This is a genomic window from Pseudonocardia sp. ICBG601 (assembly GCF_020496245.1).
Map to the genome: position 1 here is coordinate 552,383 of NZ_JAHLJA010000150.1, position 20,726 is coordinate 573,108.

Consider the following 20,726-nt stretch of genomic DNA (forward strand, 5'->3'; position numbering starts at 1 on the left):
CCCGGGGGCGCCGCGCGGCTCAGCCGTGTGCGGCGCCCTCGGTGACCGGGCCCGCGGGGCGCTGGGGGGTGTCGCGGCCGAGCCGGTGCGACAGGCCCCAGCAGGTGACCCGCCACAGCGCCTCGGCGACGATGCCGCCGCTCATCTTGGAGGCGCCGCGCTCCCGCTCGGTGAAGGTGATCGGGACCTCGCTGACCCGGAACCCGGCCTGCAGGGCCCGCCAGGCCATGTCCACCTGGAAGCAGTAGCCCTGGGAGGCGACCGAGTCCAGCTGCAGCTGCTCGAGCACGGTGCGCCGATAGACGCGGTAGCCGCCGGTGATGTCGCGCAGCGGCACGCCGAGCGCGAGGCGGGAGTAGAGGTTGCCGCCGCGGGAGAGGACCTCGCGGTGCCAGGGCCAGTTCACGACGCGCCCGCCGGGCACGTAGCGGGAGCCGAGGACGACGTCGGCGTCGGACAGGGCGGCGAGCAGCGCGGGGAGGTCCTCGGGGGCGTGCGAGCCGTCGGCGTCCATCTCGACGACGACCTGGTGCTCGCCGGTCAGCGCGTGCCGGAAGCCGTCGAGGTAGGCGGCGCCGAGGCCGTCCTTGCCGGAGCGGTGCAGGACGCGGACCCGCTCGTCGGCGGCGGCGAGGGCGTCGGCGAGCTCTCCGGTGCCGTCGGGGCTGGCGTCGTCGACGACGAGGACGTCGGCGTCGGGCAGCGCGGCGTGCAGCCGCGCGACGGCGGGACCGAGGTTCTCCCGCTCGTCGTAGGTGGGAACCACGACCAGGACCGGGCCCGGCGGTTCGACCATTCTCGTCCTCTCCCCCGCCCGATCGGTGTCGACCGGACGACCCTACCCGTACCGACCGCACCTGCTCGGTCACCGCTCGTCGTAGTGCGGCGGAGCGCGGTCGTGCGGACAGCGTAGTGGAGCGCTGCGACCGTCCGACGCGGCGGCATCGGACGCGGGGCCCGATCCGGGGCCGGAGCGGGTGTGGGACGGGGACGGCGGTCAGCGGGTCCCGGCGAGCAGATGGGCGTTGCCCAGCGCCTCCAGGACACCGCCGCGGGCCCGGCCGCCGGTGTTCTCACCGGGGAGGAACCACTCGTAGCCGTAGGCGGCGGCGAAGCCCGCCTCGTCGACCGCGTCCGGGGCGATCTGGCTGGCGTGGGCGAGCATCGCGGCCCGCTTGACGGCGAGCTCGGCCGGTCCGCCCCCGACGGCGACGGCGATCTCGGCGGTGACCCGGCCGTAGCCGACACCCGCGGCGTGCGCGGCGCCGTGGACGAGGTGCCGGTCGCGCGCGGCCAGCGCGAGGTGCTCGCGGTCGACGGTCATCCGGTAGCCGTGGGCGCCGGTGAGCGAGCAGGCGATGGCGCCCGCGGCGTGCGCGGCGCGGTGGTCGGGGTGGCCGTAGATGCCGGCGTCGTCGTCGTGCAGGACGGTGCCCGCGCCCTCGGCGTCGACGATCTCGGCGACCGCGCGGCCGAGCGCGACGGGGTCGGCGCCGGCGAGGGCGCGCGGGTGGCGCAGGCCGGGGCCGCCGGGCAGGCCGGAGTCGCGGTGCCCGAGCAGCACCAGGCGGTGCACGCCGAGCAGGGCGGCGGCGTCGGTGAGCTCGCGGCGGCGGCGGTCGGGGACGGTCTCGCCGGGCTCCAGGGGGAGGCGGGACTCCCCGAGGTCACCGCCGGTGGCCATGACGAGCACGACGCGGGCGCCCGCGTCGGCGAGGCGGCGCAGGGTCAGGCCGGTGAAGATCGACTCGTCGTCGGGGTGGGCGTGCAGGGCCAGGACGGTCTGGCCGGAGAGGGTGTGCACCTGGTGATCGCTTCGCGTGCGGGGCCGGGGCGGCCGGTACGGACACGGGTCCGGAGCGGGTCGGTACCCGGGCGGCGCGAGCGGTCCACGGACGGTGAGCCGGGACGGCGGTGTCAGCCGCGCGGGGACGGACCCCGACGACAGCGACACGCGGCGGCGCGCACGGGGCGCGCGGCGGCGGCGGTCGTCGGCTCGATCACGCGGGAGATGATGGCAGGGGCGCCGTCGCGGGTCCACACCGGGGCCCCGCGACGGCGCTCACACCGCTCGGTCAGACCGTGCTCCTCGGCATGATCAGCCAGAGGGCGAGGTAGATGACGAACTGCGGGCCGGGCAGCAGGCAGGACAGCACGAACAGGAACCGCACGGTGTTGCGGCCGAGCCCGAAGCGGTCCGCGAGCCCGGCGCACACCCCCGCGATCACCTTCCCGCTGCGGGGCCGGACCAGGCGCTGGGACTGGGGCATGCTCACTGCGTTCTCCTTCGTACTGCGGACTCGACCTCCCCCACCCTGGCACCACCGGCGTCCGGCGCGCTCGGGGAACACCCGGAGGGTGACCCCGAACGCGCCTCGGGGGTCGCTACAGGACGACGAGGTCGCGGGCGGTGGTGTTGAGCCGCTCCACGCCGTCGGCGGTGACGACGACGATGTCCTCGATCCGGGCGCCCCACTTGCCGGCCTGGTAGATGCCGGGCTCGACGGAGAAGGTCATGCCCTCGGTGAGCACGAGGTCGTTGCCGCCGACGATGTAGGGCTCCTCGTGCACGTCGAGGCCGATGCCGTGCCCGGTGCGGTGGATGAAGTGCTCACCGTGCCCGGCGGCGGCGATGTGCTCGCGGGCGGCGCGGTCGATGTCGGCGGCGGTCGCACCGGGCCGGACGGCGGCGACGGCGCGCTCCTGGGCCTCCTGCAGCACCGCGTAGGTCTCCTTGACCTCCGGGCCGGGCTCGCCGCCGACGGCGTAGGTGCGGGTGCAGTCGGAGTTGTAGCCGCCGGGCAGCGGCCCGCCGATGTCGATGACGACGACGTCGCCGGCCTCGATCACGCGGTCGGAGACGTCGTGGTGCGGGCTGGCGCCGTTGGGGCCGGAGCCGACGATGACGAACGCGGCCTCGGTGTGGCCCTCGGCGACGATCGCGGCGGTGATGTCGGCGCCGACCTCGGCCTCGGTGCGGCCGGGGCGCAGGAACTCGCCCATCCGCCGGTGCACCCGGTCGATGGCGGCGCCGGCCTCGCGCAGGCGGTCGATCTCGGCGGGGTCCTTGCGCATGCGGAGCTCGCGCAGCACGGTGCCGCCGAGGTACTGCGGGACGTCGGGGAAGGCGTGGCGCAGGCCGAGGACGTGGCGGGCGGGCATGTCGTCGTCGACCGACATCCGGGTGGGGCCGCCGGCGAGGTCGCTGACCAGCAGGTACGGGTCCTCGCCGTCGGTCCAGGTGACCAGGTCGATGCCGAGGGCCTCCAGCGGCACACCGGCGAACCCGGGCGCCTCCAGCGACGGGACGACGAGCGCGGGCGGCGCCCGGTGCCCGGCGGCCGGGACGATCAGACAGGTCAGGCGCTCGTGCGAGGACCCGTCGAACCCGGTCAGGTAGCGCAGGTCGGTTCCCGGGGTCAGGAACAGCACGTCGGTGCCCTGCTCGGCGGCGTGCTCACCGGCACGGCGCAGCCGGTCGGCGAGCAGCTCGGTGGGGACGGCATCGGTCATGACCGTGAGCGTAGGCGGGCACGGGGGGTACACGACCGCCACCCGGAGCACCGCGGCGTGGGCCGGGCGGAGGCCGGTGGGCGTCCGGACGCGCTGCGTGACCGGACGCCTGCGGAACCGGCGGGCGGGTCAGTCGGTGTCGAGCGCGGTGGGGTGCGCGGTGACGGTCCCGGCGAGCTCGACGAGCTTGACGTTGAGGTCCTGAGAGGTGCGGCGGAGCACGTCGAAGGCCTCCTCGGCGGTGAGCCCGCGGCGCGCCATCAGGATGCCCTTGGCCTGGCCGATCACGTCGCGCGAGGCGATCGCCTGACGCAGCTGGGTCTCCTGAAGCCCGGAGTTGGACACGGCGACGCAGGTGGCCAGGGCCAGCGACGCGTGCGTGGCGAGCAGCATCAGCCGGTCGCGGTCGGCGGAGGTGAACGCCCGGCGGTCGGTGGCGTAGACGTTGAGCGCGCCGGGCAGCCGCGGCGGCTCGGCGTTGGGGATCAGCGAGACCGCCAGCACCGAGTGGAACCCGTGCCCGACGGCGGCGTGGGCGAAGTCGCTCCAGCGGCTCTCGGCGGCGAGGTCGTCGGAGGAGGCCAGCGCGGGGCCGTCGGCGCGGGCGGCCTCGACGCAGGGGCCGCGGCCGCTGGCGTACTGGGCCTCGTCGATCGAGGAGGCGGCGGGGTCGGTCTCGACGGGGGTGTGGAAGCGGCCGTCGTCGTCGCGGAGGGTGACGCTGACCATGTCCGCGCCGGGCACGACCCGGCGGACCGCGGCGACGACCCGGGCGAGGACGTCGGCGACCGAGCCGGAGGCGAGCAGTGCGCCGGTGAGCGCGGCGAACTCGCGGGCGAGCGGGCCGGTGTCGGCCAGGGCGTCCTCGGCGGGGCCGCCGCGCTGCTCGGTGACGACGAACAGGTCCCGCTCGGCGGTCCAGTCGTCGCGCCCGGTGACCGCAGCAGGTCCGCTGTTCGTGGTGGTTCCGCTGTTCTCCACACCGGGCATTCTGCACGGTCCGCGCGGGTGCGGCGCCCACCCGGGTACGGCGGCGGTGCCAGACTCGCGGCATGAGTGAGCGCCCGCTGATGCTGCTGGACTCCGCGAGCATGTACTTCCGTGCCTACTTCGGCGTGCCGGAGAGCGTCACCGCCCCGGACGGGACGCCGGTGAACGCGGTGCGCGGGTTCACCGACATGATCGCGCGGCTGGTCACCGAGCACCGCCCGGTGCGGCTGGTGGCCTGCCTGGACCTGGACTGGCGGCCGGCGTTCCGGGTGGACGCGCTGCCGTCGTACAAGGCGCACCGGGTGGAGGCGGGCCGGGCCGGCGACGAGGTGCCGGCCGGGGTGCCCGAGGAGGTGCCGGACACCCTCGCCCCGCAGGTGCCGCTGATCATGGAGGTGCTGGCGGCGGCGGGGATCGCCACCGGTGGGGCCGTGGGCTGCGAGGCCGACGACGTGATCGGGACCCTGGCCCACCGCGAGGCCGTCGACCCGGTGCTGGGGGTGTCCGGGGACCGGGACCTCATGCAGATCGTGCGCGACGCCCCGCCGGTGCGGCTGCTCTACATCGGCCGCGGGCTGAACAAGGCCGAGAACCTGGGCCCGGACGACGTCGCGGAGAAGTTCGGGGTGCCCCGGGAGCGGGCGGGCGCGGCGTACGCGGAGATGGCGATGCTGCGCGGGGACCCCTCCGACGGGCTGCCCGGCGTGCCCGGGGTCGGTGCGAAGACCGCGGCGACGTTGGTGGGCCGGTTCGGCTCGTGGGCGGAGCTGCTGGCCGCGGTCGGCGACGGCGACACCCGGATCGGGGCGGGGCCGCGGGCGAAGCTGGCGGCGGCGCGGGACTACCTCGACGTCGTCGAGCCGGTGGTGCGGGTGCGGACCGACGCCGAGGTCGACCTGAGCCGCGACGACGTGCTCCCGGCGGCGTTCGCCGACCCGGACCGGCTCGACGAGCTGGCACGGCGGTGGGGTCTGGAGTCCTCGGTGGGGCGACTGCGGAAGGCCCTGGACGCGGCGGCGTCGTCGTGACCTGCCCGGACCACGGGCTGCCGATCCCGCCGTCGTCGGCGTACGACGAGGCCGTGGCCCGGGAGACCGCGGTGCGCGCGGCGGCGGCCGAGCCGATCACCTCCCCCCACGACGGCGCCCCCGCCGCGGTGCGGGAGGCGGTGGCGGACGCGGTCGAGGAGCTGCGGGACGAGCTGCTGGCGTTGTCGCACGACCTGCACGCCCACCCGGAGACCGCGTTCTCCGAGCACCGCTCGGTCGCCGCGGTGGCCGCGCTGCTGGCCGGGCACGGGATCGACGCCGCCGTCGGCGTGCACGGGCTCGACACGGCGCTGCGGGCGACGCTCGGCTCCGGGGACGGCCCGACGGTCGCGGTGCTCGCCGAGTACGACGCGCTGCCCGGCATCGGGCACGCCTGCGGGCACAACGTGATCTGCTCGGCGGCGGTGGGCGCGTTCCTGGCGCTGGCGCGGGTGCTCGCCGCGCACCCGGTCGGCGGCACCGTGGTGCTGCTCGGCACGCCCGCGGAGGAGGGCGGGGGCGGGAAGGAGACGATGGCCCGCGACGGTGCCTTCGACGGCGTCGACGCCGCGGTGATGCTGCACCCGTTCGCCCACGACATCGCCGACCACCCGTTCCTGGGGCGCCGCCAGCTGGAGGTGACCTACCACGGGGTCGCCGCGCACGCCTCGGCCCAACCGCACCGCGGCCGCAACGCCCTGGACGCGGTCGTCCTGGGCTACCAGGGGATCGCGATGCTGCGCCAGCACATCCCCGACGGGGACCGGGTGCACGGCATCGTCGTCGACGGCGGGCAGGCGCCCAACGTCGTGCCGGAGCGGGCGTCGGCGCGCTACTACCTGCGCTCGCAGCACCCGGAGACGTTGCGGGACCTGACCACGCGGGTGGAGGCGATCGCCGTCGCGGCGGCGGCGATGACCGGCTGCGGCCACACCCTGGAGTGGGACCCGCGCCCGCCGTACCTGCCGATCCGCCACAACCGGACCCTCGCCGCGCGCTGGGCGGTGCACCAGGCCGGGCGGGGGCGCACGGTGTACCCGCGCGGGGTGGTGCCGGAGTCCGAGACCGGGTCGACCGACCTGGGCAACGTCTCGCTGCGGGTGCCGTCGATCCATCCGATGATCGCGATCGCGGAGCCGGGCACCGCGCTGCACACCACCGGGTTCGCCGAGGCCGCGGCGGGTGCGGCCGGGGACCGCGCGGTGCTCGACGGCGCCGCCGGGCTGGCGACGGTGGTGGCCGACCTGCTGCACGACGCGGCGCTGCGCGGGGCGGTCGCGGCGGAGTTCGCCGAGGCGGGCGGCCCGGTGGACGTGCCCGCGTTCTTCGACTGAGGCTCAGCCGCCGTGGCCGCCGGTGCGGCGCTCACGCGGCGCGGCGCGGGTGTGGATCTTCTCGCCCTGCGGGCCGAACAGGCTGAGCAGCTCGACGGCGCGGTCGCGGTCGGCGGAGCCGAACCAGTGCGGGACGTGGGTGTCGAACTCGGCGGCCTCCCCGGCGCCGAGCACGACGTCGTGCCCGCCGAGGACCAGGCGCAGCCTGCCGTCGAGGACGTAGAGCCACTCGTAGCCCTCGTGCACCCGCGGGTCGGGCTCGTCGCCGCGGAACGGGATGAGCATCTTGAACGCCTGCAGCCCGCCGGGGCGCTCGGTCAGCGGGACGACGGTCATCCCGTTGGCCCGGCGCGGCCGCAGCCGCACCCGTGGGTCGCCGACCGGTGGGGCCGCGACGAGCTCGTCGAGCGGCACCTGGTGGGCGGCCGCGATCGGGAGCAGCAGCTCCAGGGTCGGGCGGCGCCCGCCGGACTCGAGGCGCGACAGCGTGCTCACCGAGATGCCGGTGGCCTCGGACAGGTCGGCCAGGGTCATGCCGTGCGCGGTGCGCAGCCCGGCCAGCCGGGGGCCGACGCCGGCCAGGGTGTCCGCGATCGCCTCGTTCACACCGGGCAGTTTGCCATCCCGGCAACGATGTTTGCCAGTGTCGCGCCGTGGCGCGCAGGGTGGTCCCATGACCTCCTCTCCCGCAGACCCGTTCGGTGCCGCGTCCGAGCGCCGGGTCGCCGCGCTCGTCGCGGGCGACCGGGTGCACGGACTCACCACCGGCACCAGCACAGCCGCTGCGCCCACCCCGCCCACCCGACCCACCGGAGGAGCCACCGTGACCGAGGACCGCTGGTCCGCGGCGTTCTGGGACGCCCACTACGACACCCGCCCGCAGATCTGGAGCGGCGACGCCAACGCCGCCCTCGTCGCCGAGGCCGCGGACCTGCCGCCCGGGCGGGCCCTCGACGTCGGCTGCGGGGAGGGCGGCGACGCGGTCTGGCTAGCCGCGCGGGGCTGGCGGGTGGACGCCGTCGACGTCTCCCCCGTCGCGGTGGAGCGGGCCCGGGCCGCCGTGCAGCGGGCCGGGTGGGCCGACGCGGTCACCCTCACCGCGACCGACCTGCGCTCCGGCCCGCCCGCCGCGGGCGTCTACGACCTGGTCAACACCCAGTTCCTGCACCTGCCCCCGGACGTGCGCCGCTCGCTGTACACCGCGCTCGCCGACGCCGTCGCACCCGGTGGGACGCTGCTACTGGTGCTGCACCACCCGCGCGACCTGGCCGCCGGGATCCCGCGCCCGCCGGAACCGGAGCTGTTCCCCGACGAGCACGAGCTCGCCGGGGCGCTCGACCCGGACCGGTGGGAGGTGCTGGTCGCCGACGCGCGGCCGCGGCCGGTGACGCTGCCCGACGGCAGCACGGTGACCGGCCACGACGCGGTCGTCCGGGCCCGCCGCCGGGCCTGAGCGTCCGCGTCGCGGCCGGGGACGCTCAGAAGAACGTGCCACACCACGGCGCCGGTCCGGGCACCGCGAACAGCGCGTCCGCCCGGACCCGGGCGCCGGGGGTGTGCTCGCGCCAGCGGCCCGCCGCCACCAGCGACGACGGCGACCGGTCCCCGAGGAACGCCGCCGCCAGCGCGTCGACGGCGCACTCCAGGTCCGGGTCGGCGCCGGCGGCGGGCTCGGCGGCGCCGGCGGCGAGACGCCAGGTGCCGGTGTCGCCCAGGAACGCGTCGTGCACCCGCAGCACGACCGGCCCGCCCGGACCCCAGGCGCGGGCCCGCAGCGCCGCGTCCGGGTCGAGCAGGCGCAGCCACAGGTCGTCGCCGCGGCCGGTGACCCGGTGGGCCCGGGAGTCGGCCAGCACCAGGTCGAGGTCCTCGTCGAGGGGGCGTGCCCAGCTCGTCACCGCGCCGGCCAGGTCGAGGCCGGTCAGGAACCGCCACAGCCCGGCCGTCGCGGCCGGCCCGGCGGCCCAGAGCTGCTGCAGCCGGACCTCGTCCGTGCCGCCGGTGGCCAGGTCGCCCTCCGCGACGCCCCACACCACGAACCCGTCGTCGACGCCGTCGGTGCCGGTGTGCACCGCCACGCCCTTGTACTCGCCGGCGGGCGGGCCCGCGGGGCGCAGCGCCCGCCGCCACCAGCGCGCGGAACGGGTCATCCCGCCCGGGCGGTCCGCGGCGAGGCGTTCCTGCAGGCCGGGCAGCAGCGCGGTCGCCTCGTCGGGGTCGAGCATCCGCACCGTGCCCCCGGCCGGGGCCTCCGGGCGCCACACGGCTCCCGCCGTGACGCGGACCTGGTCGGCGCGGGAGGCGACGCCGTAGCCGAAGCGGCCGTAGATGCCGGCCTCCGACGCGCGGAGCACGGCGGCGACGTCGCCGCGGTCGCGGGCCGCGGTCAGCTGGGCGCGCATGAGCGCGGTCAGGCGCCCGGCGCGGGTCCGGTCGGGTCGCACCCCGACGCCGCTGACCGCGGCGGCGGGGACCCGGGCCCCGCCGGGCAGGGTCAGCCGGGTCGGGAAGGAGTACGCCGACCCGACGAGCGCACCGGAGGGGTCGGCGACGCCGAGCCAGTGCTCGTCGGGGGCCTGCCCGTGGGCCTCCCACGCGTCGTCGGTGATCGGGCCGTGGTGCAGGGTGCCCAGGAACAGGTCGAACGCGCGGCGCCGGTCGGCGGGGTCGGTCAGGGTGCGGACCGTGTGGGGGGCGACGGTCGGCGGGGCGGGGTGCGGGGCGAAGGGGTCATCGGGGCTCACATCCGACGAGCCTCGCGTCCGCGCGCCCCGCGCGCCAGCCGATTACCCGGCCCGTCACCGCGGCCCGGTCAGACCCGCCCGACCTGGTAGTCGCCCTGGTCGCTGGTCACGACCACGGGGACCTCGACCTGCTCGCCGTCGACGACGGCCTGGCAGGTGAACTGTGTGCCGGCCGACACCTCGACGTCCTCCGGGCAGGCGATCGCACCGACCTGCAGCCCGTAATCCTGGGTGAGGACCTGGTTGACCCCGGCCTGCAGCGCGGTGCGGTCGAGCCGGTCGCTGCCGAGCACGCCCGCCCAGAACAGCGCACCGACCACGAGTGCGGCCACCACCACGGCGCCGACCCCGGCCAGGACGTACAGCCGCGTCCGCGACGGGGAGCGGACCGCGTCCCGGGAGACCCAGGGCTCGTCCTCACCGGGGCCGGGGTTCTGCTGCCACCCGCCCGGCCCGGACCCGCCGTCGGCCGGGACGGCCGCGGTGGTCTGCGCGTCGGCCCAGGGCGACCCGGGCGACGACGCGGGGACGGCGTCGGTGGGGGCTCCGGCCTCGGCGGCCCGGCGACGGGCGCGGCGCCCGGTCGGGACGGCCCATCCGCCGTCGGTGCCGGTGTCGGCGCCTGCCTCGTCGCCCCACAGCGACTCACCGCGGGCCGGGTCCCCGGCGGACCCGTCGTGGGCGGCCCAGCCGCCGGTGTCGCCGCTGTGGCGTCCGCCCGCGGGCGGGACGGCGTCCCAGCCGCCGGTGCCCTGCGCGGGTGCGCCGCCGGCGTCGTGGGCGGCCCAGCCGTCACGGTCGTCGTGGTCGGGGGACCAGGCTCCGGTGGTCTCGGGGTCGGCGCCCCACCCGCCGGGCGGCGGCGTGCCCCAGGCGGGGATCTCCCCGGTCCGCTCCGCGGCATCCTCGGGATGCCGGTCCGGTCCCTGCGGGTTGTTCATCGCCTACTCGTCCGCCCGTCTCTCTCGTCGTGCCGTCGTGACTGCTGGTGCTGCTCGTGACTGCTACTGCATACCGGCCGCGACCACGCCGCGCCGGACCGCACCGGAGGCCCGGTGGGCCGCCTTCCCGACCGCGCTCGACCGCCCGGCGACCCCGGCGATCTGGTCGAGCAGGTCGAGGACCTGCCGGGTCCAGCGTACGAAGTCGCCCGCGGACAGCTCGTGCCCGTTCCGTTCGGCGGCCTCCAGGACCTGTGCCAGGGACTCGCCGCGCGCCCACCGGTGCATCGGCCACGCGAAGGCCAGGTCGGGTGCGCGGGTGCGTTCGGCCTTGTGCCGGCGCTGGTCGGCGTCGAGCTCCTCCCACAGCCGCACGGTGCGCTCCAGGGCGTCGGACACCGGGCCGGTGGGCAGCCGCGGCATCGGTGCGTCGTCGCGGCGGGACTCGTAGACCAGCGCCGAGACGACCGCGGCCAGCTCGTCGGGCTCCAGGCCGTCCCAGGCGCCGTGCCGCAGGCACTCGGCGGCCAGCAGGTCCGACTCGCCCCACAGCCGGGCCAGGACCCGTCCGTGCGCGGTGATCTCCTCCTCGCCGGGCTCGGTCTCCCCGGCCGGGACGAGGTAGCCGCGCTCGGCGAGCAGCGCGCGGATCCGGTCGAAGGCCCGGGCCAGCGAGTGCGTCGTGGCCCGCACCTTCTGCCGCAGCGTCTCGGTCTCCCGCTCCAGCCTCGCGTGCCGCTCCGCCCAGCGGGCGTGCGCCTCGCGGTCGTCGCACCCGTGGCAGGGGTGCGCGCGCAGGGCCCGGCGCAGGGTCGACAGCTCCGGGTCGTCCTGCACCCCGGGCCGGCGACGACGCCCGAGGGCGCGCCCCTCCCCCAGCCGGGAGGCACGCAGCGAGGAGGCCAGGTCCCGGCGGACCTGCGGGGAGCGGTGCTCGACCCGCTTCGGCAGCTTGATCCGGCCCAGCACCTCCACCGCGTCCGGGAAGTCCGCCGCCGACAGCCGTCCCGCCCAGCGGTCCTCGGTGCACACCAGCGGCCGGACCTCGGCGTCGCGGCCCGCGGCCGACACCGCCCCGATCCCCGGGTCGAGCACCACGGCGATCCCGGCGCGCTTGCCCGAGGGCACCGCGATCACGTCGCCGGGGCGCAGCTCGCGCAGCGACTCCGAGGCCTCGTCGCGGGCGGCGACGGTGTTCTGGCGGCGCAGCGACTTCTCCCGGTCGGAGATGCGCCTGCGCAGGTCGGCGTACTCGGCGAAGTCGCCGAGGTGGCAGCTCATCGCCTCCCGGTAGCCGTCCAGGGCCTCGGCGTTGCGGTCGATCCGCCGGGCCAGCCCGACCACCGAGCGGTCGGCCTGGAACTGCCCGAAGGACCGTTCCAGCAGCTCGCGGGCGGCGTCGGTGCCCAGGCGCCCGACCAGGTTGACCGACATGTTGTAGACCGGCCGGAACGAGCTGCGCAGCGGGTAGGTGCGGGTGGAGGCCAGCCCGCCGACCTGCTCCGGGTCCATGCCGGGTGCCCACAGCACGACGGCGTGGCCCTCGACGTCGATCCCGCGCCGCCCGGCGCGCCCGGTGAGCTGGGTGTACTCGCCGGGGGTGAGGTCGACGTGGGCCTCGCCGTTGTACTTGACCAGCCGCTCCAGCACGACGGTGCGGGCGGGCATGTTGATGCCCAGCGCCAGGGTCTCGGTGGCGAACACGCACCGCACCAGGCCGGCGACGAACAGCTCCTCGACGGTCTCCTTGAACGCCGGCAGCAGCCCGGCGTGGTGGGCGGCGACGCCGCGTTCGAGGGCCTCGCGCCACTCCCAGTACCCGAGCACGCCGAGGTCGGCCTGCGGCAGGTCGCCGGTGTGCTTCTCGACGATCCGGCGGATCTCGTCGACCTCCTCGGGCACGGTCAGGCGCACCCCGGCCCGCACGCACTGGCCGACCGCGGCGTCGCAGCCGGCGCGGGAGAAGACGAACGTGATCGCGGGCAGCAGCCCCTCGCGGTCGAGCCGGTCGATCACCTGCACCCGCGACGGCGGCCGGAACCCACCGCGCGACGGCCCGCCCCCGCGCGGCCCCCGCCCGACGACGGCCGTGGAGTCGGTCTTCCCGCCCCAGGTGCGGCCGCGCTGCGGACCGCCCCGGCCGCGCGGCCCGCGGTCGCCCGCCCGGTCCGAGGCGCGGGAGGTGGTGAAGTCCCGCCGCGCCATCTCGCGGGTGTAGCGGACCAGCTCCGGGTCGACGACGACCTCACCGGGCCCGCCGGGGGTGCTCCGCTCGCCGAACATGTCGAACAGCCGGTTGCCGACCATCATGTGCTGCCACAGCGGCACCGGGCGGTGCTCGTCGACCACCACGCGGGTGTCGCCGCGGACCTCGACCAGCCAGTCGCCGAACTCCTCGGCGTTGCTGACCGTGGCCGAGAGCCCGACGACCGCGACGTGCTCGGGCAACTGGAGGATGACCTCCTCCCAGACCGCGCCGCGGAACCGGTCGGCCAGGTAGTGGATCTCGTCCATCACCACGTAGCCGAGGTGGTCCAGCCGCCGGTTCGCCGCCTTGTCGGAGTCCGCGTAGATCATGTTGCGGAGCACCTCGGTGGTCATCACGACCACCTGGGCGTCGCCGTTCACCGCGGTGTCGCCGGTGAGCAGGCCGACCGCGTCCGCGCCGTAGCGGGCGACCAGGTCGGCGTACTTCTGGTTGGACAGCGCCTTGATCGGCGTGGTGTAGAAGCACTTGCGGCCCTCGGACAGGGCCAGGTGCACGGCGAACTCTCCCGCGACGGTCTTGCCGGCGCCGGTGGGCGCACAGAGCAGGACGCCGTGGCCGTCCTCCAGGGCCTCGCACGCCTCGCGCTGGAACGGGTCCAGGTCGAAGGGCATCAGACCGGTGAACTCGGCCAGCCGCGGGTAGGCGGCGCGGGCCTTCGCCGCCGCGTACGCGGCGGCCGGGTCGGCGGCGGAACCATTCACGGCCCCAGGCTGTCACACGGCACCGACACCCTGCTCCGTCACGGCGTGAGCCGGGCCACGTGGCACCGCCGGGCTACTCCGGGTGGGCGAACTCCGCCTCGACGATGTCGGGGTTGATCTCCGTGCCGTGGTGCTCACCGCGGCAGATGGCGGCCATCAGACCGTCCTTCTCGATGTCGAACACGTGCAGCGGCAGGCCGTGGTCGCGGGCCAGGATGAACGCGGTCTGGTCCATCACGGCCAGCCGGCGCGACAGCACCTCGTCGTAGGGCAGGCGCTCGTAGCGGCGGGCGTCGGGGTTGGTGCGCGGGTCGGTGTCGTAGACGCCGTCGGTGCCGTGCTTGGCCACCAGCAGCGCGTCCGCGCCGATCTCCAGGGCGCGCTGCACGCTCGGGTAGTCGGTGGTGATGAACGGCTGCCCGTTGCCGCCGGAGAAGATCAGGATGGCGTCCTTCTCCAGGTGCCGCTTGGCGCGCAGCCGCAGGAACGGCTCGGCGACGGCGTTGATCGGGATCGCGGTCATCACGCGGACGTTCTCCTCACCGCCCGCGGAGAGCTTGCCGCGCAGCAGGAGACCGTTGATCACGGTGCCGAGCATGCCGATGTTGTCGGCCTCGACGCGGTCGATCCCCCAGGTCTCGGAGCGGTTGCCGCGGAACACGTTCCCGCCGCCGACGACGACCGCGACCTGCACCCCCAGCGCGCGCATCTGCCGAATCTGGTCGGCGAGGTGGGACAGGGCCTGCGCGGAGAACCCGAAGCCGTCGGCACCGGCCATCGCCTGTCCGCTGAGCTTGATGACCACCCGGTTGTACTTCATCTGTCCCGACCCGCTCCTCAGTGCCGCCCGACCCGATCCGGGGGGCAAGCCTACGGAGCCGTGCCGGACGGGGCCGCGGGGGGATCCGCGACACCGCCCCGGTCAGGTGATGTCGTCGTAGCGGGGCGGCTCGGGGGCGGTCCCGTTGGTCCCGGCACCCCCGGTGCGGCCGTTCGCCGCACCCGTGGTGCCGCCGTCCGGGGCGACGACGGGGGTCCGGGTGGTCGACACCGGCGCGGGGGCCTCGATCCGGGACGGCTCGATCCGCGACGGCCCCTCGATCGGCGACGGCGTCGTGTCCAGCGGCGAGGGCTCGTCCGGGTCCAGGGAGTCCCAGCCCTCGGCGGCGCGCCGGCGGGCCCGGCGGCGGTCGGTGATCCGGCAGACCTGGATGGCCGCCTCGAACAGCAGGGTCAGCGCGAACGCCAGCGCCAGCATCGAGATCGGGTCCTGGCCGGGCGTGGCGATCGCGGCGAAGCAGAACAGCCCGAAGATCAGCCCGCGCCGGGAGCGGCGGAGCACGTCGTAGGACACGACCCCGGCCGCGTTGAGCGCGACGACCAGCAGCGGGATCAGGAAGCTGACCCCGAAGATGATGATCAGGTTCACGACCAGCGAGAAGTACGACGTGCCGGTCAGCGCCGTCGTCTGGATCTCGCTACCGATGGTCAGCAGGAAGCCGAGCGCCTGCGGGATGATCAGGTAGGCGAGCACCGCGCCGGCGACGAACAGCACCGCGGCCACCGAGACGAAGCCCAGCGCGTAGCGGCGCTCCTTCTTCAGCAGGCCCGGGGTGATGAAGCCCCACAGCTGGTAGAGCCAGATCGGGCAGGCCAGGATCACCCCGGCCGTCGCCCCGACCTTCAGGCGCAGCATGAACTGGTCGAACGGGGTGGTGCCGAGCAGGGTGCAGGCGTTCGGGTCGGCCGTCAGCGACGCGCGCGCCGAGGGCGGCAGCGAGCAGTACGGCTCCTTGAGCAGCTCACCCAGGCTCGGGAAACCGAAGAACGAGACCTCGAACCAGATGTAGCCGAACACCGTCGTCACCACGATCGCGGCGAGCGAGATGCCGAGCCGGTTGCGCAGCTCGTAGAGGTGCTCGATCAGGGTCATGGTCCCGTCGGGGTTGAGCCTCCGCTTCCGACGGAACGGTGCCTTCACGGGAGGAGATGCCTCAGGCGGTCGGACCGGCGGGCCGGTCGGTGGCCTGCGCCGGCGGCTGCTGCGAGGCCTGCTGCGGGGCCGGGGCGGACTGCTGCGGGGCCGGGGCGGTCTGCTGCGGCGCCGGGGCGGCCGCGGGCAGCTCCTGGGCCGACTTGGGCTCCTCGGCCTGCCGGGTGCGGGCGTCGTCGTCCTTGAGGCCCTTCATCTCGCCCTTGAACACGCGGGCGGACTGGCCGACCGACCGCGCCATCTCGGGCAGCTTCTTCGCGCCGAACAGCAGGAGCAGAACGGCGATGATGATCAGCCACTCGTAGCCACCGGGCATGGGGTCCACCTCGCGTCGATCGGGCCGGGTCGACACCGAGTGTAGACACGGGCGAATCGGTCGCCCGGTCCCCCCGTCCTGGGACGTGGCTCCGGTCACCCGGTGTTCATCCCGCCGTCGTCATCCTGTCGCATTCCCCCTTCGGGGCAGTCGAGATGACTCAGGGTGACGCGTCGGCGATCCGCAGGGCCTCCCGGGCCCGTTCGCGCACCGCCGTCGCCAGCTCCGGGGGCTCGACGATGCGGGCCGCGCCACCGAGCCCCAGCACGAGGCGGACCAGCCAGTCGTCGTCGGCGAAGCGGAGCAGCACCCGCAGCCGGTCGTCGCCGCCCGACGCGGCGGGCACCGGGTCCGGCGCGCCGGGCGGCGGGTCGCCCTCCAGCAGCTCACCGGTACCGGTGCGCACCTCGTCGACCGGGTAGTACTCGGCGACCCAGTGCGCGTCCGGGTCGAGCTCCAGGACCGCGTACCGGTGCTCGGCGCGCGGGCTGAACAGCCCGTGCGAGACGTCGACGGGCCGGGCCTCGGGGTGGGCGCGGGCCGGTTCGTCGAGCTCCTCGGCCTGCTCCACCCGGTCCAGGCGGAACATCCGCACGTCCTCGGCGCGGCGGCACCACGCCTCCAGGTAGCCGCGCCCGCCGCTGACGACCAGCCGCATCGGGTCGACGTCGCGGCGGGACACCGCGTCACGGCCCGCGGTGAAGTACACGATGCGCAGCGCGCGCCCGCGGTCCAGCGCCCGGCGCACGACGGCGGTGGTGTCGCGCTCGCCGATCCCGGACTCGACGGTGACCAGACCGCCCGGGCCGGCCGCCTCCCCCACCGCGGCCTCGACCTTCGCGATGGCCCGCCCGACGGCGTCGGAGTCGACCACCCCGGCGGTCTGGTGCAGCATCCGCAGCGCCACGAGCAGTGCGGTCGCCTCGGTGGTGGTCAGGCGCAGCGGCCGGGTCAGCCCGGCGTCGAAGACGACGTCGACGGTGTCCCCGGCGAAGGACAGGTCGACCAGGTCACCCGGCCCGTAGCCGGGCAGCCCGCACATCCAGAGCAGCTCCAGGTCCTTGCGCAGCTGCCGCTCGTCGACGCCGAAGTCCGCGGCGGCCTCGGCGACCGGCACCCCGGGGTGCGCCCGCAGGTAGGGCACCAGCGACAGCAGCCGGGGCAGGCGCTGGGCGACGCCCTGGCGGCTCACGTGCGGGTCCCGAGGGCACCGGCGCCCAGCGCGGCCTCCCACAGCTCGCGGACCGCGCGGGCCAGCTCCGGCGGGTCGAGGACGGCGACGTCCGGGCCGTGCCCGGCCAGCCAGCGCGCGACGGTGCCCCGGTCGCGCAGGTCCAGCTCGATCTCCACGCCCGGCCGTCCGGCGTGCTCGCGCGGCCCGCGCTCGCGGCCGGTGCGGCGCAGCCCGGCCGCACGGCCCGCCGCGACCCAGACCCGTGCGGTGCCCGACACCGGCTGCGGGCCCGCCGAGGCACGCACCAGCGCCCGCAGGTCGACGCCCTCGGGCACGGTGACCGCGCCCTCCGGTCCGACGGCGCGGACCGGGCCCTCGACGCGGGAGAGCCGGAAGCAGCGCACGTCGTCGCGGTCGCGGTCGTGGCCCACCAGGTACCAGCGGCCCCGGAACGACACCACGCCCCACGGCTCGACGGTGCGCCGCACCAGCTCCCCGGTGGGGCCGCCGCGGCGGTGGTCGAAGGTGACGACGCGGCCGGTGCGCACCGCGCCCAGCAGCGGTGCGAGGGCGGGCTCGCCCGCGGCGGCACCGGGGCGGATCGCCGCGGCCGGGGTCTCGGCGACCTCGACGCCCGCGGCGCGCAGCTTCACCAGCGCCCCGTGCGCGGCGCCGGCCAACTCCGGGGAGTCCCACAGGTTCCCGGCCAGCGCGACGACGGTCGCCTCGTCCGGGTCGAGGTGGATCTCGCCGAGCTCGTAGTCGGCCCGGGCGATCCGGTAGCCCTCGACGGTGTCGAACACCGAGTTGGGGCCGGTCTCCAGGGGCACGCCCAGCTCGCGCAGCTCGGCCTTGTCCCGCTCGAACATCCGGAAGAACGCCTCGTCGCCGGTGCCGTCGGCGTAGCCGGGGACGATGGACCGGATCCGCTCCGCGGACAGGTACTGGCGCGTCGACATCAGGCAGAGCACCAGGTTGACCAGTCGCTCGGCGCGGGCGGAGGACACGACGGGCATCGTAGCCAGGCCGGACGGGACGGATCGGGCGCCCCGGGCCGCGGGCACCCGGGACCGCGCCGGGGTGTCTCATCCTGCGACAGGGTCGTTGACGGTGGCGCGCGGACGGCAAAGGCTCGACCCCGGGTGCGGCGCCGCGGCCGTACCGGCACGTGGAGGTGGCGCATGTCCGGTGAGCAGGAGACGTTCAACCCGTGGACCGTGGTGAACCTGGTGTTCCACCACCTGGCCGACCAGGGTCTGCACCCGGTGCTCGGGGAGACCGGGGACCCGGCCGCGGCCGCGACCGGGCTGCTGCGGTCGATGGGGATCGCCCCGGCGCCGGAGAAGGCGGGTCCGGCCGACCCGGAGGTGCAGGACGAGCTGGCCGAGCTGCGCCGCCGGATCATGCCCGGGATCGAGTGACCCGGCACCGGTGATCTAGTTTGCGCTCCGCACCGGACGGACCGGTCCGCGAGAGGGGCGCCGATGGAGCAGCAGACCGAGCGCGCGATCGTGCAGCGGCAGCTCGAGGAGCTGCACGGGGCGGTCGGGAGCCCCGGCGGGGTGCCCGACGGGCGGGTCGTCGCGTACTACCCGCCGTCGATGGCCGGTCAGGCGCAGCTGTTCGGGCTGGCCGCCACCGACATCGAGGGCACCCAGTGGGAGGTCGGCGACGCCGGGGTCCGCTTCCCGCTGCACTCGATCTCCAAGGTGTTCACCTACGGCCTGGCGCTGGAGGACAACGGCCGCGAGGAGGTCCTGCTGCGGGTCGGGGTCGAGCCCTCCGGCGACCCGTTCAACTCGATCAGCTTCGACGAGGTCAACCACCGCCCGTTCAACCCGATGATCAACGCGGGGGCGCTGGTCGCGGTGAACCTGGTGCACGGCGCCACCAAGGAGGAGAAGGTCGAGCGGCTGCTGACCCGGCTGCGGATCTACGCGGGCAACCCCGACCTGGCCGTCGACGAGGACGTCCTCGCCGAGCAGCTGGTCTCCAACGACCGCAACGTCGCGCTGTCCTACCTGATGCGCAGCCTGGGGATGCTGCACGGCAACATCGAGGACAACCTGTACGTCTACCTGGCGGCCTGCTCGGTGACCGTCACCGCCGCGGAGCTGTCGACGATGGCGGCGACCCTGGCCCGGGGCGGGGCGAACCCGTTCACCGGGGTGCCTGCGCTGCCGCGGACCTACACCCGTGACGTGCTCAGCGTGATGAGCATGTGCGGCATGTACGACGCGGCGGGGCAGTGGGCCTACGAGGTCGGCATCCCGGCCAAGTCGAGCGTGTCCGGGGCGATCCTGGCGGCGATCCCGGACGCGATCGGGGTCGGCGTCTACTCCCCCGGGCTGGACCGGCACGGCAACTCGGTGCGCGGGATCGCGGTGTGCCGGGAGCTGTCGGACCGGTTCGGGCTGCACGTGTTCGCCGACCCGTCGGAGTCGCGGCTGGGCCGGATCGTGCGCCCGGGCCGGCGGGAGGAGGCGACCGAGATGTACCCCTCCGGCGACGGCTGGCTGCCCGACGGGCTCTAACGATCCGGCGCGGCGGACGAGTCCTCCGGGGACATCGTCGTCGACACCGGGAGCAGGGCACGCATGGCCACGTTGGACGTCGTCGCGGACCGGGCGCTGCGCCGGGCCGGGGCCATCCGGTTCCACCGCCGCCACCGCGGAGAGGCGGCGGCGCTCCTCGCCACGATCGAGGCCGAGCGCGGTCCGTCCGACCCGGCGCTGGCCCGGGCGTGCGACGCCTGGGCCGGCGACGTGCTGGGCTGGCGCGGCTACGCCCCCTGGCTGCGGGTCTACGCCGCGGTGGCCGGGGAGTTCCGGGAGGGCTGGATCCCCGACAACTACTACGGCCGGGTCGTGCTCCCCGCCGTGCAGGGGCCCTACGGCGAGGTCTCGAAGCTCAAGCCGCTGTCGCGGCGGCTGCTGCGGTCCGACCTGATCGCCGACGTCGCCTACTGGGTCAACGGCGGCCTCTACGACCGCGACCTGCGCCACCTCGACCGCGCCGGGCTCGCGTCGGTGCTGTTCGCCGGCTCCGACCGGGCGGTGTTCAAGTCCGACGACTCGATCCAGGGCGCCGGGGTGCGGGTGCTGCACCGGTCGGGGTTCGACCCCGCCGAGCTCGACGGGCTGCGGTCGGGGGTGTTCCAGAGCTGGGTCGACCAGCACCCGCTGCTGGCGGGGTTCACCCCGGGCTCGGTGGCGACGATGCGGGTCACCACCGTCGTGACCGACGACGGCGTCGCCTCGGTCCGGGCCGCCTACCTGCGGTTCGGGCGCGCCGCCGACACCCACGTGCGCTCCGACAGCCACGTGCGCGTCGCCGTGGACACCATGACCGGCCGGCTCGCCGACCACGGCCTGACCCCGCGCTGGACGCGCGTCGACGCCCACCCCGACTCCGGTGCGGGGTTCACGGGGACCACCGTGCCGGGCTTCGACGGGTGCGTCGCGGCGGTGCTGGAGCTGCACCGGGGGATGCCGTTCGCGCGCTGCGTCGGGTGGGACCTGGCCGTCGACGCCGACGGGCGGCCCGTCGTACTGGAGTGGAACGCCGGGCACAACGACATCAAGTTCTCCGAGGCCGTCCAGGGGCCCTGCTTCGCGGACATGGGCTGGGAGCGGCTGTGGCGACCCGTGGCCCGGATCCCGGCCCAGCGGCGGCCCGGGCAGTAGGTTCTGCGACCGGACACCCCCGACGAAAGGGACACCG

The 20,726-nt window shown here is 75.7% G+C and carries 20 protein-coding genes; 6 read left to right on the top strand and 14 right to left on the bottom strand.

The window, feature by feature from the left end:
- Nucleotides 1-19 precede the first annotated feature (19 nt).
- From KPL57_RS48205 to KPL57_RS48225, 5 genes are all read right to left on the bottom strand, one after another.
- Nucleotides 20-796 carry a polyprenol monophosphomannose synthase gene (locus KPL57_RS48205; RefSeq protein WP_226357148.1) on the bottom strand — a complete coding sequence of 259 codons (777 nt, stop codon included), beginning with the start codon at nucleotides 794-796 and terminating at the stop codon, nucleotides 20-22.
- A 201-nt stretch (nucleotides 797-997) separates the two neighbouring features.
- Nucleotides 998-1,804 (bottom strand): PIG-L deacetylase family protein, encoded by an 807-nt coding sequence (locus tag KPL57_RS48210; RefSeq protein ID WP_226357149.1) that lies wholly within the window; start codon nucleotides 1,802-1,804, stop codon nucleotides 998-1,000.
- A 271-nt stretch (nucleotides 1,805-2,075) separates the two neighbouring features.
- Nucleotides 2,076-2,270, bottom strand: coding sequence for a PspC domain-containing protein (locus tag KPL57_RS48215; protein WP_226357501.1), 195 nt, complete (start codon nucleotides 2,268-2,270; stop codon nucleotides 2,076-2,078).
- Nucleotides 2,271-2,385: 115 nt separating this feature from the next.
- Nucleotides 2,386-3,513 (bottom strand): Xaa-Pro peptidase family protein, encoded by a 1,128-nt coding sequence (locus tag KPL57_RS48220; RefSeq protein ID WP_226357150.1) that lies wholly within the window; start codon nucleotides 3,511-3,513, stop codon nucleotides 2,386-2,388.
- Nucleotides 3,514-3,642: 129 nt separating this feature from the next.
- Nucleotides 3,643-4,494: a GAF and ANTAR domain-containing protein gene (locus KPL57_RS48225; protein WP_226357151.1), complete on the bottom strand. Its 852-nt coding sequence runs from the start codon at nucleotides 4,492-4,494 to the stop codon at nucleotides 3,643-3,645.
- Between the two features lie 71 nt (nucleotides 4,495-4,565).
- Here KPL57_RS48225 and KPL57_RS48230 point away from each other — a divergent pair, with 71 nt between their 5' ends.
- Nucleotides 4,566-5,531 (top strand): 5'-3' exonuclease, encoded by a 966-nt coding sequence (locus tag KPL57_RS48230; protein ID WP_226357152.1) that lies wholly within the window; start codon nucleotides 4,566-4,568, stop codon nucleotides 5,529-5,531.
- On the top strand, nucleotides 5,528-6,865 hold the full coding sequence (locus KPL57_RS48235; RefSeq protein WP_226357153.1) for a M20 family metallopeptidase: 1,338 nt from the start codon (nucleotides 5,528-5,530) through the stop codon (nucleotides 6,863-6,865). The genes KPL57_RS48230 and KPL57_RS48235 overlap by 4 nt, the downstream gene beginning before the upstream one ends.
- A gap of 3 nt (nucleotides 6,866-6,868) precedes the next feature.
- On the opposite strand, the gene KPL57_RS48240 is transcribed toward KPL57_RS48235, so the two are convergent.
- Complete coding sequence (locus KPL57_RS48240; RefSeq protein ID WP_374203897.1) at nucleotides 6,869-7,459, bottom strand: helix-turn-helix domain-containing protein; 591 nt, start codon at nucleotides 7,457-7,459, stop codon at nucleotides 6,869-6,871.
- Nucleotides 7,460-7,538: 79 nt separating this feature from the next.
- Here KPL57_RS48240 and KPL57_RS48245 point away from each other — a divergent pair, with 79 nt between their 5' ends.
- Nucleotides 7,539-8,318 carry a cyclopropane-fatty-acyl-phospholipid synthase family protein gene (locus KPL57_RS48245; protein ID WP_226357155.1) on the top strand — a complete coding sequence of 260 codons (780 nt, stop codon included), beginning with the start codon at nucleotides 7,539-7,541 and terminating at the stop codon, nucleotides 8,316-8,318.
- A gap of 25 nt (nucleotides 8,319-8,343) precedes the next feature.
- Here KPL57_RS48245 and KPL57_RS48250 read toward each other — a convergent pair whose 3' ends face one another.
- The 8 genes from KPL57_RS48250 to KPL57_RS48285 form a co-directional block, all read right to left on the bottom strand.
- Nucleotides 8,344-9,609: a GNAT family N-acetyltransferase gene (locus KPL57_RS48250; RefSeq protein WP_226357156.1), complete on the bottom strand. Its 1,266-nt coding sequence runs from the start codon at nucleotides 9,607-9,609 to the stop codon at nucleotides 8,344-8,346.
- A 68-nt stretch (nucleotides 9,610-9,677) separates the two neighbouring features.
- On the bottom strand, nucleotides 9,678-10,550 hold the full coding sequence (locus tag KPL57_RS48255) for a DUF4333 domain-containing protein (protein ID WP_226357157.1): 873 nt from the start codon (nucleotides 10,548-10,550) through the stop codon (nucleotides 9,678-9,680).
- A gap of 63 nt (nucleotides 10,551-10,613) precedes the next feature.
- Entirely contained in the window at nucleotides 10,614-13,520 is a 2,907-nt protein-coding gene (locus KPL57_RS48260) for an RNA helicase (RefSeq protein ID WP_226357158.1), read from the bottom strand.
- Between the two features lie 73 nt (nucleotides 13,521-13,593).
- A complete protein-coding gene (gene pyrH / locus KPL57_RS48265; RefSeq protein ID WP_062395067.1) occupies nucleotides 13,594-14,340 on the bottom strand; it encodes a UMP kinase in 747 nt (248 codons plus the stop codon).
- Nucleotides 14,341-14,442: 102 nt separating this feature from the next.
- Nucleotides 14,443-15,453, bottom strand: a complete 1,011-nt coding sequence (gene tatC, locus KPL57_RS48270) for a twin-arginine translocase subunit TatC (RefSeq protein WP_226357159.1) — start codon at nucleotides 15,451-15,453, stop codon at nucleotides 14,443-14,445.
- A gap of 61 nt (nucleotides 15,454-15,514) precedes the next feature.
- Nucleotides 15,515-15,829, bottom strand: coding sequence for a Sec-independent protein translocase subunit TatA (tatA, locus tag KPL57_RS67980; RefSeq protein WP_308253117.1), 315 nt, complete (start codon nucleotides 15,827-15,829; stop codon nucleotides 15,515-15,517).
- A gap of 160 nt (nucleotides 15,830-15,989) precedes the next feature.
- Nucleotides 15,990-17,021, bottom strand: a complete 1,032-nt coding sequence (locus KPL57_RS48280; RefSeq protein WP_226357160.1) for a YafY family protein — start codon at nucleotides 17,019-17,021, stop codon at nucleotides 15,990-15,992.
- Complete coding sequence (locus KPL57_RS48285) at nucleotides 17,018-18,010, bottom strand: YafY family protein (protein ID WP_226357161.1); 993 nt, start codon at nucleotides 18,008-18,010, stop codon at nucleotides 17,018-17,020. Before KPL57_RS48285 ends, KPL57_RS48280 begins: the two co-directional genes overlap by 4 nt.
- Nucleotides 18,011-18,184: 174 nt before the next feature.
- Here KPL57_RS48285 and KPL57_RS48290 point away from each other — a divergent pair, with 174 nt between their 5' ends.
- The 3 genes from KPL57_RS48290 (at nucleotide 18,185) to KPL57_RS48300 (ending at nucleotide 20,689) form a co-directional block, all read left to right on the top strand.
- Nucleotides 18,185-18,424 carry a hypothetical protein gene (locus KPL57_RS48290; RefSeq protein ID WP_073574845.1) on the top strand — a complete coding sequence of 80 codons (240 nt, stop codon included), beginning with the start codon at nucleotides 18,185-18,187 and terminating at the stop codon, nucleotides 18,422-18,424.
- Nucleotides 18,425-18,487: 63 nt separating this feature from the next.
- Nucleotides 18,488-19,537, top strand: a complete 1,050-nt coding sequence (gene glsA, locus KPL57_RS48295) for a glutaminase A (protein WP_226357162.1) — start codon at nucleotides 18,488-18,490, stop codon at nucleotides 19,535-19,537.
- 63 nt (nucleotides 19,538-19,600) lie between these two features.
- Nucleotides 19,601-20,689, top strand: a complete 1,089-nt coding sequence (locus KPL57_RS48300) for a sugar-transfer associated ATP-grasp domain-containing protein (protein ID WP_226357163.1) — start codon at nucleotides 19,601-19,603, stop codon at nucleotides 20,687-20,689.
- Nucleotides 20,690-20,726: the final 37 nt, after the last annotated feature.

Bases quoted from the DNA above. Each gene is read 5' to 3' on its own strand.
- KPL57_RS48205 (WP_226357148.1), bottom strand. From the start codon at position 796: ATGGTCGAACCGCCGGGCCCGGTCCTGGTCGTGGTTCCCACCTACGAC.
- KPL57_RS48215 (WP_226357501.1), bottom strand. From the start codon at position 2,270: ATGCCCCAGTCCCAGCGCCTGGTCCGGCCCCGCAGCGGGAAGGTGATC.
- KPL57_RS48220 (WP_226357150.1), bottom strand. From the start codon at position 3,513: ATGACCGATGCCGTCCCCACCGAGCTGCTCGCCGACCGGCTGCGCCGT.
- KPL57_RS48230 (WP_226357152.1), top strand. From the start codon at position 4,566: ATGAGTGAGCGCCCGCTGATGCTGCTGGACTCCGCGAGCATGTACTTC.
- KPL57_RS48245 (WP_226357155.1), top strand. From the start codon at position 7,539: ATGACCTCCTCTCCCGCAGACCCGTTCGGTGCCGCGTCCGAGCGCCGG.
- KPL57_RS48255 (WP_226357157.1), bottom strand. From the start codon at position 10,550: ATGAACAACCCGCAGGGACCGGACCGGCATCCCGAGGATGCCGCGGAG.
- pyrH (WP_062395067.1), bottom strand. From the start codon at position 14,340: ATGAAGTACAACCGGGTGGTCATCAAGCTCAGCGGACAGGCGATGGCC.
- tatC (WP_226357159.1), bottom strand. From the start codon at position 15,453: ATGACCCTGATCGAGCACCTCTACGAGCTGCGCAACCGGCTCGGCATC.
- tatA (WP_308253117.1), bottom strand. From the start codon at position 15,829: ATGCCCGGTGGCTACGAGTGGCTGATCATCATCGCCGTTCTGCTCCTG.
- KPL57_RS48290 (WP_073574845.1), top strand. From the start codon at position 18,185: ATGTCCGGTGAGCAGGAGACGTTCAACCCGTGGACCGTGGTGAACCTG.
- glsA (WP_226357162.1), top strand. From the start codon at position 18,488: ATGGAGCAGCAGACCGAGCGCGCGATCGTGCAGCGGCAGCTCGAGGAG.
- KPL57_RS48300 (WP_226357163.1), top strand. From the start codon at position 19,601: ATGGCCACGTTGGACGTCGTCGCGGACCGGGCGCTGCGCCGGGCCGGG.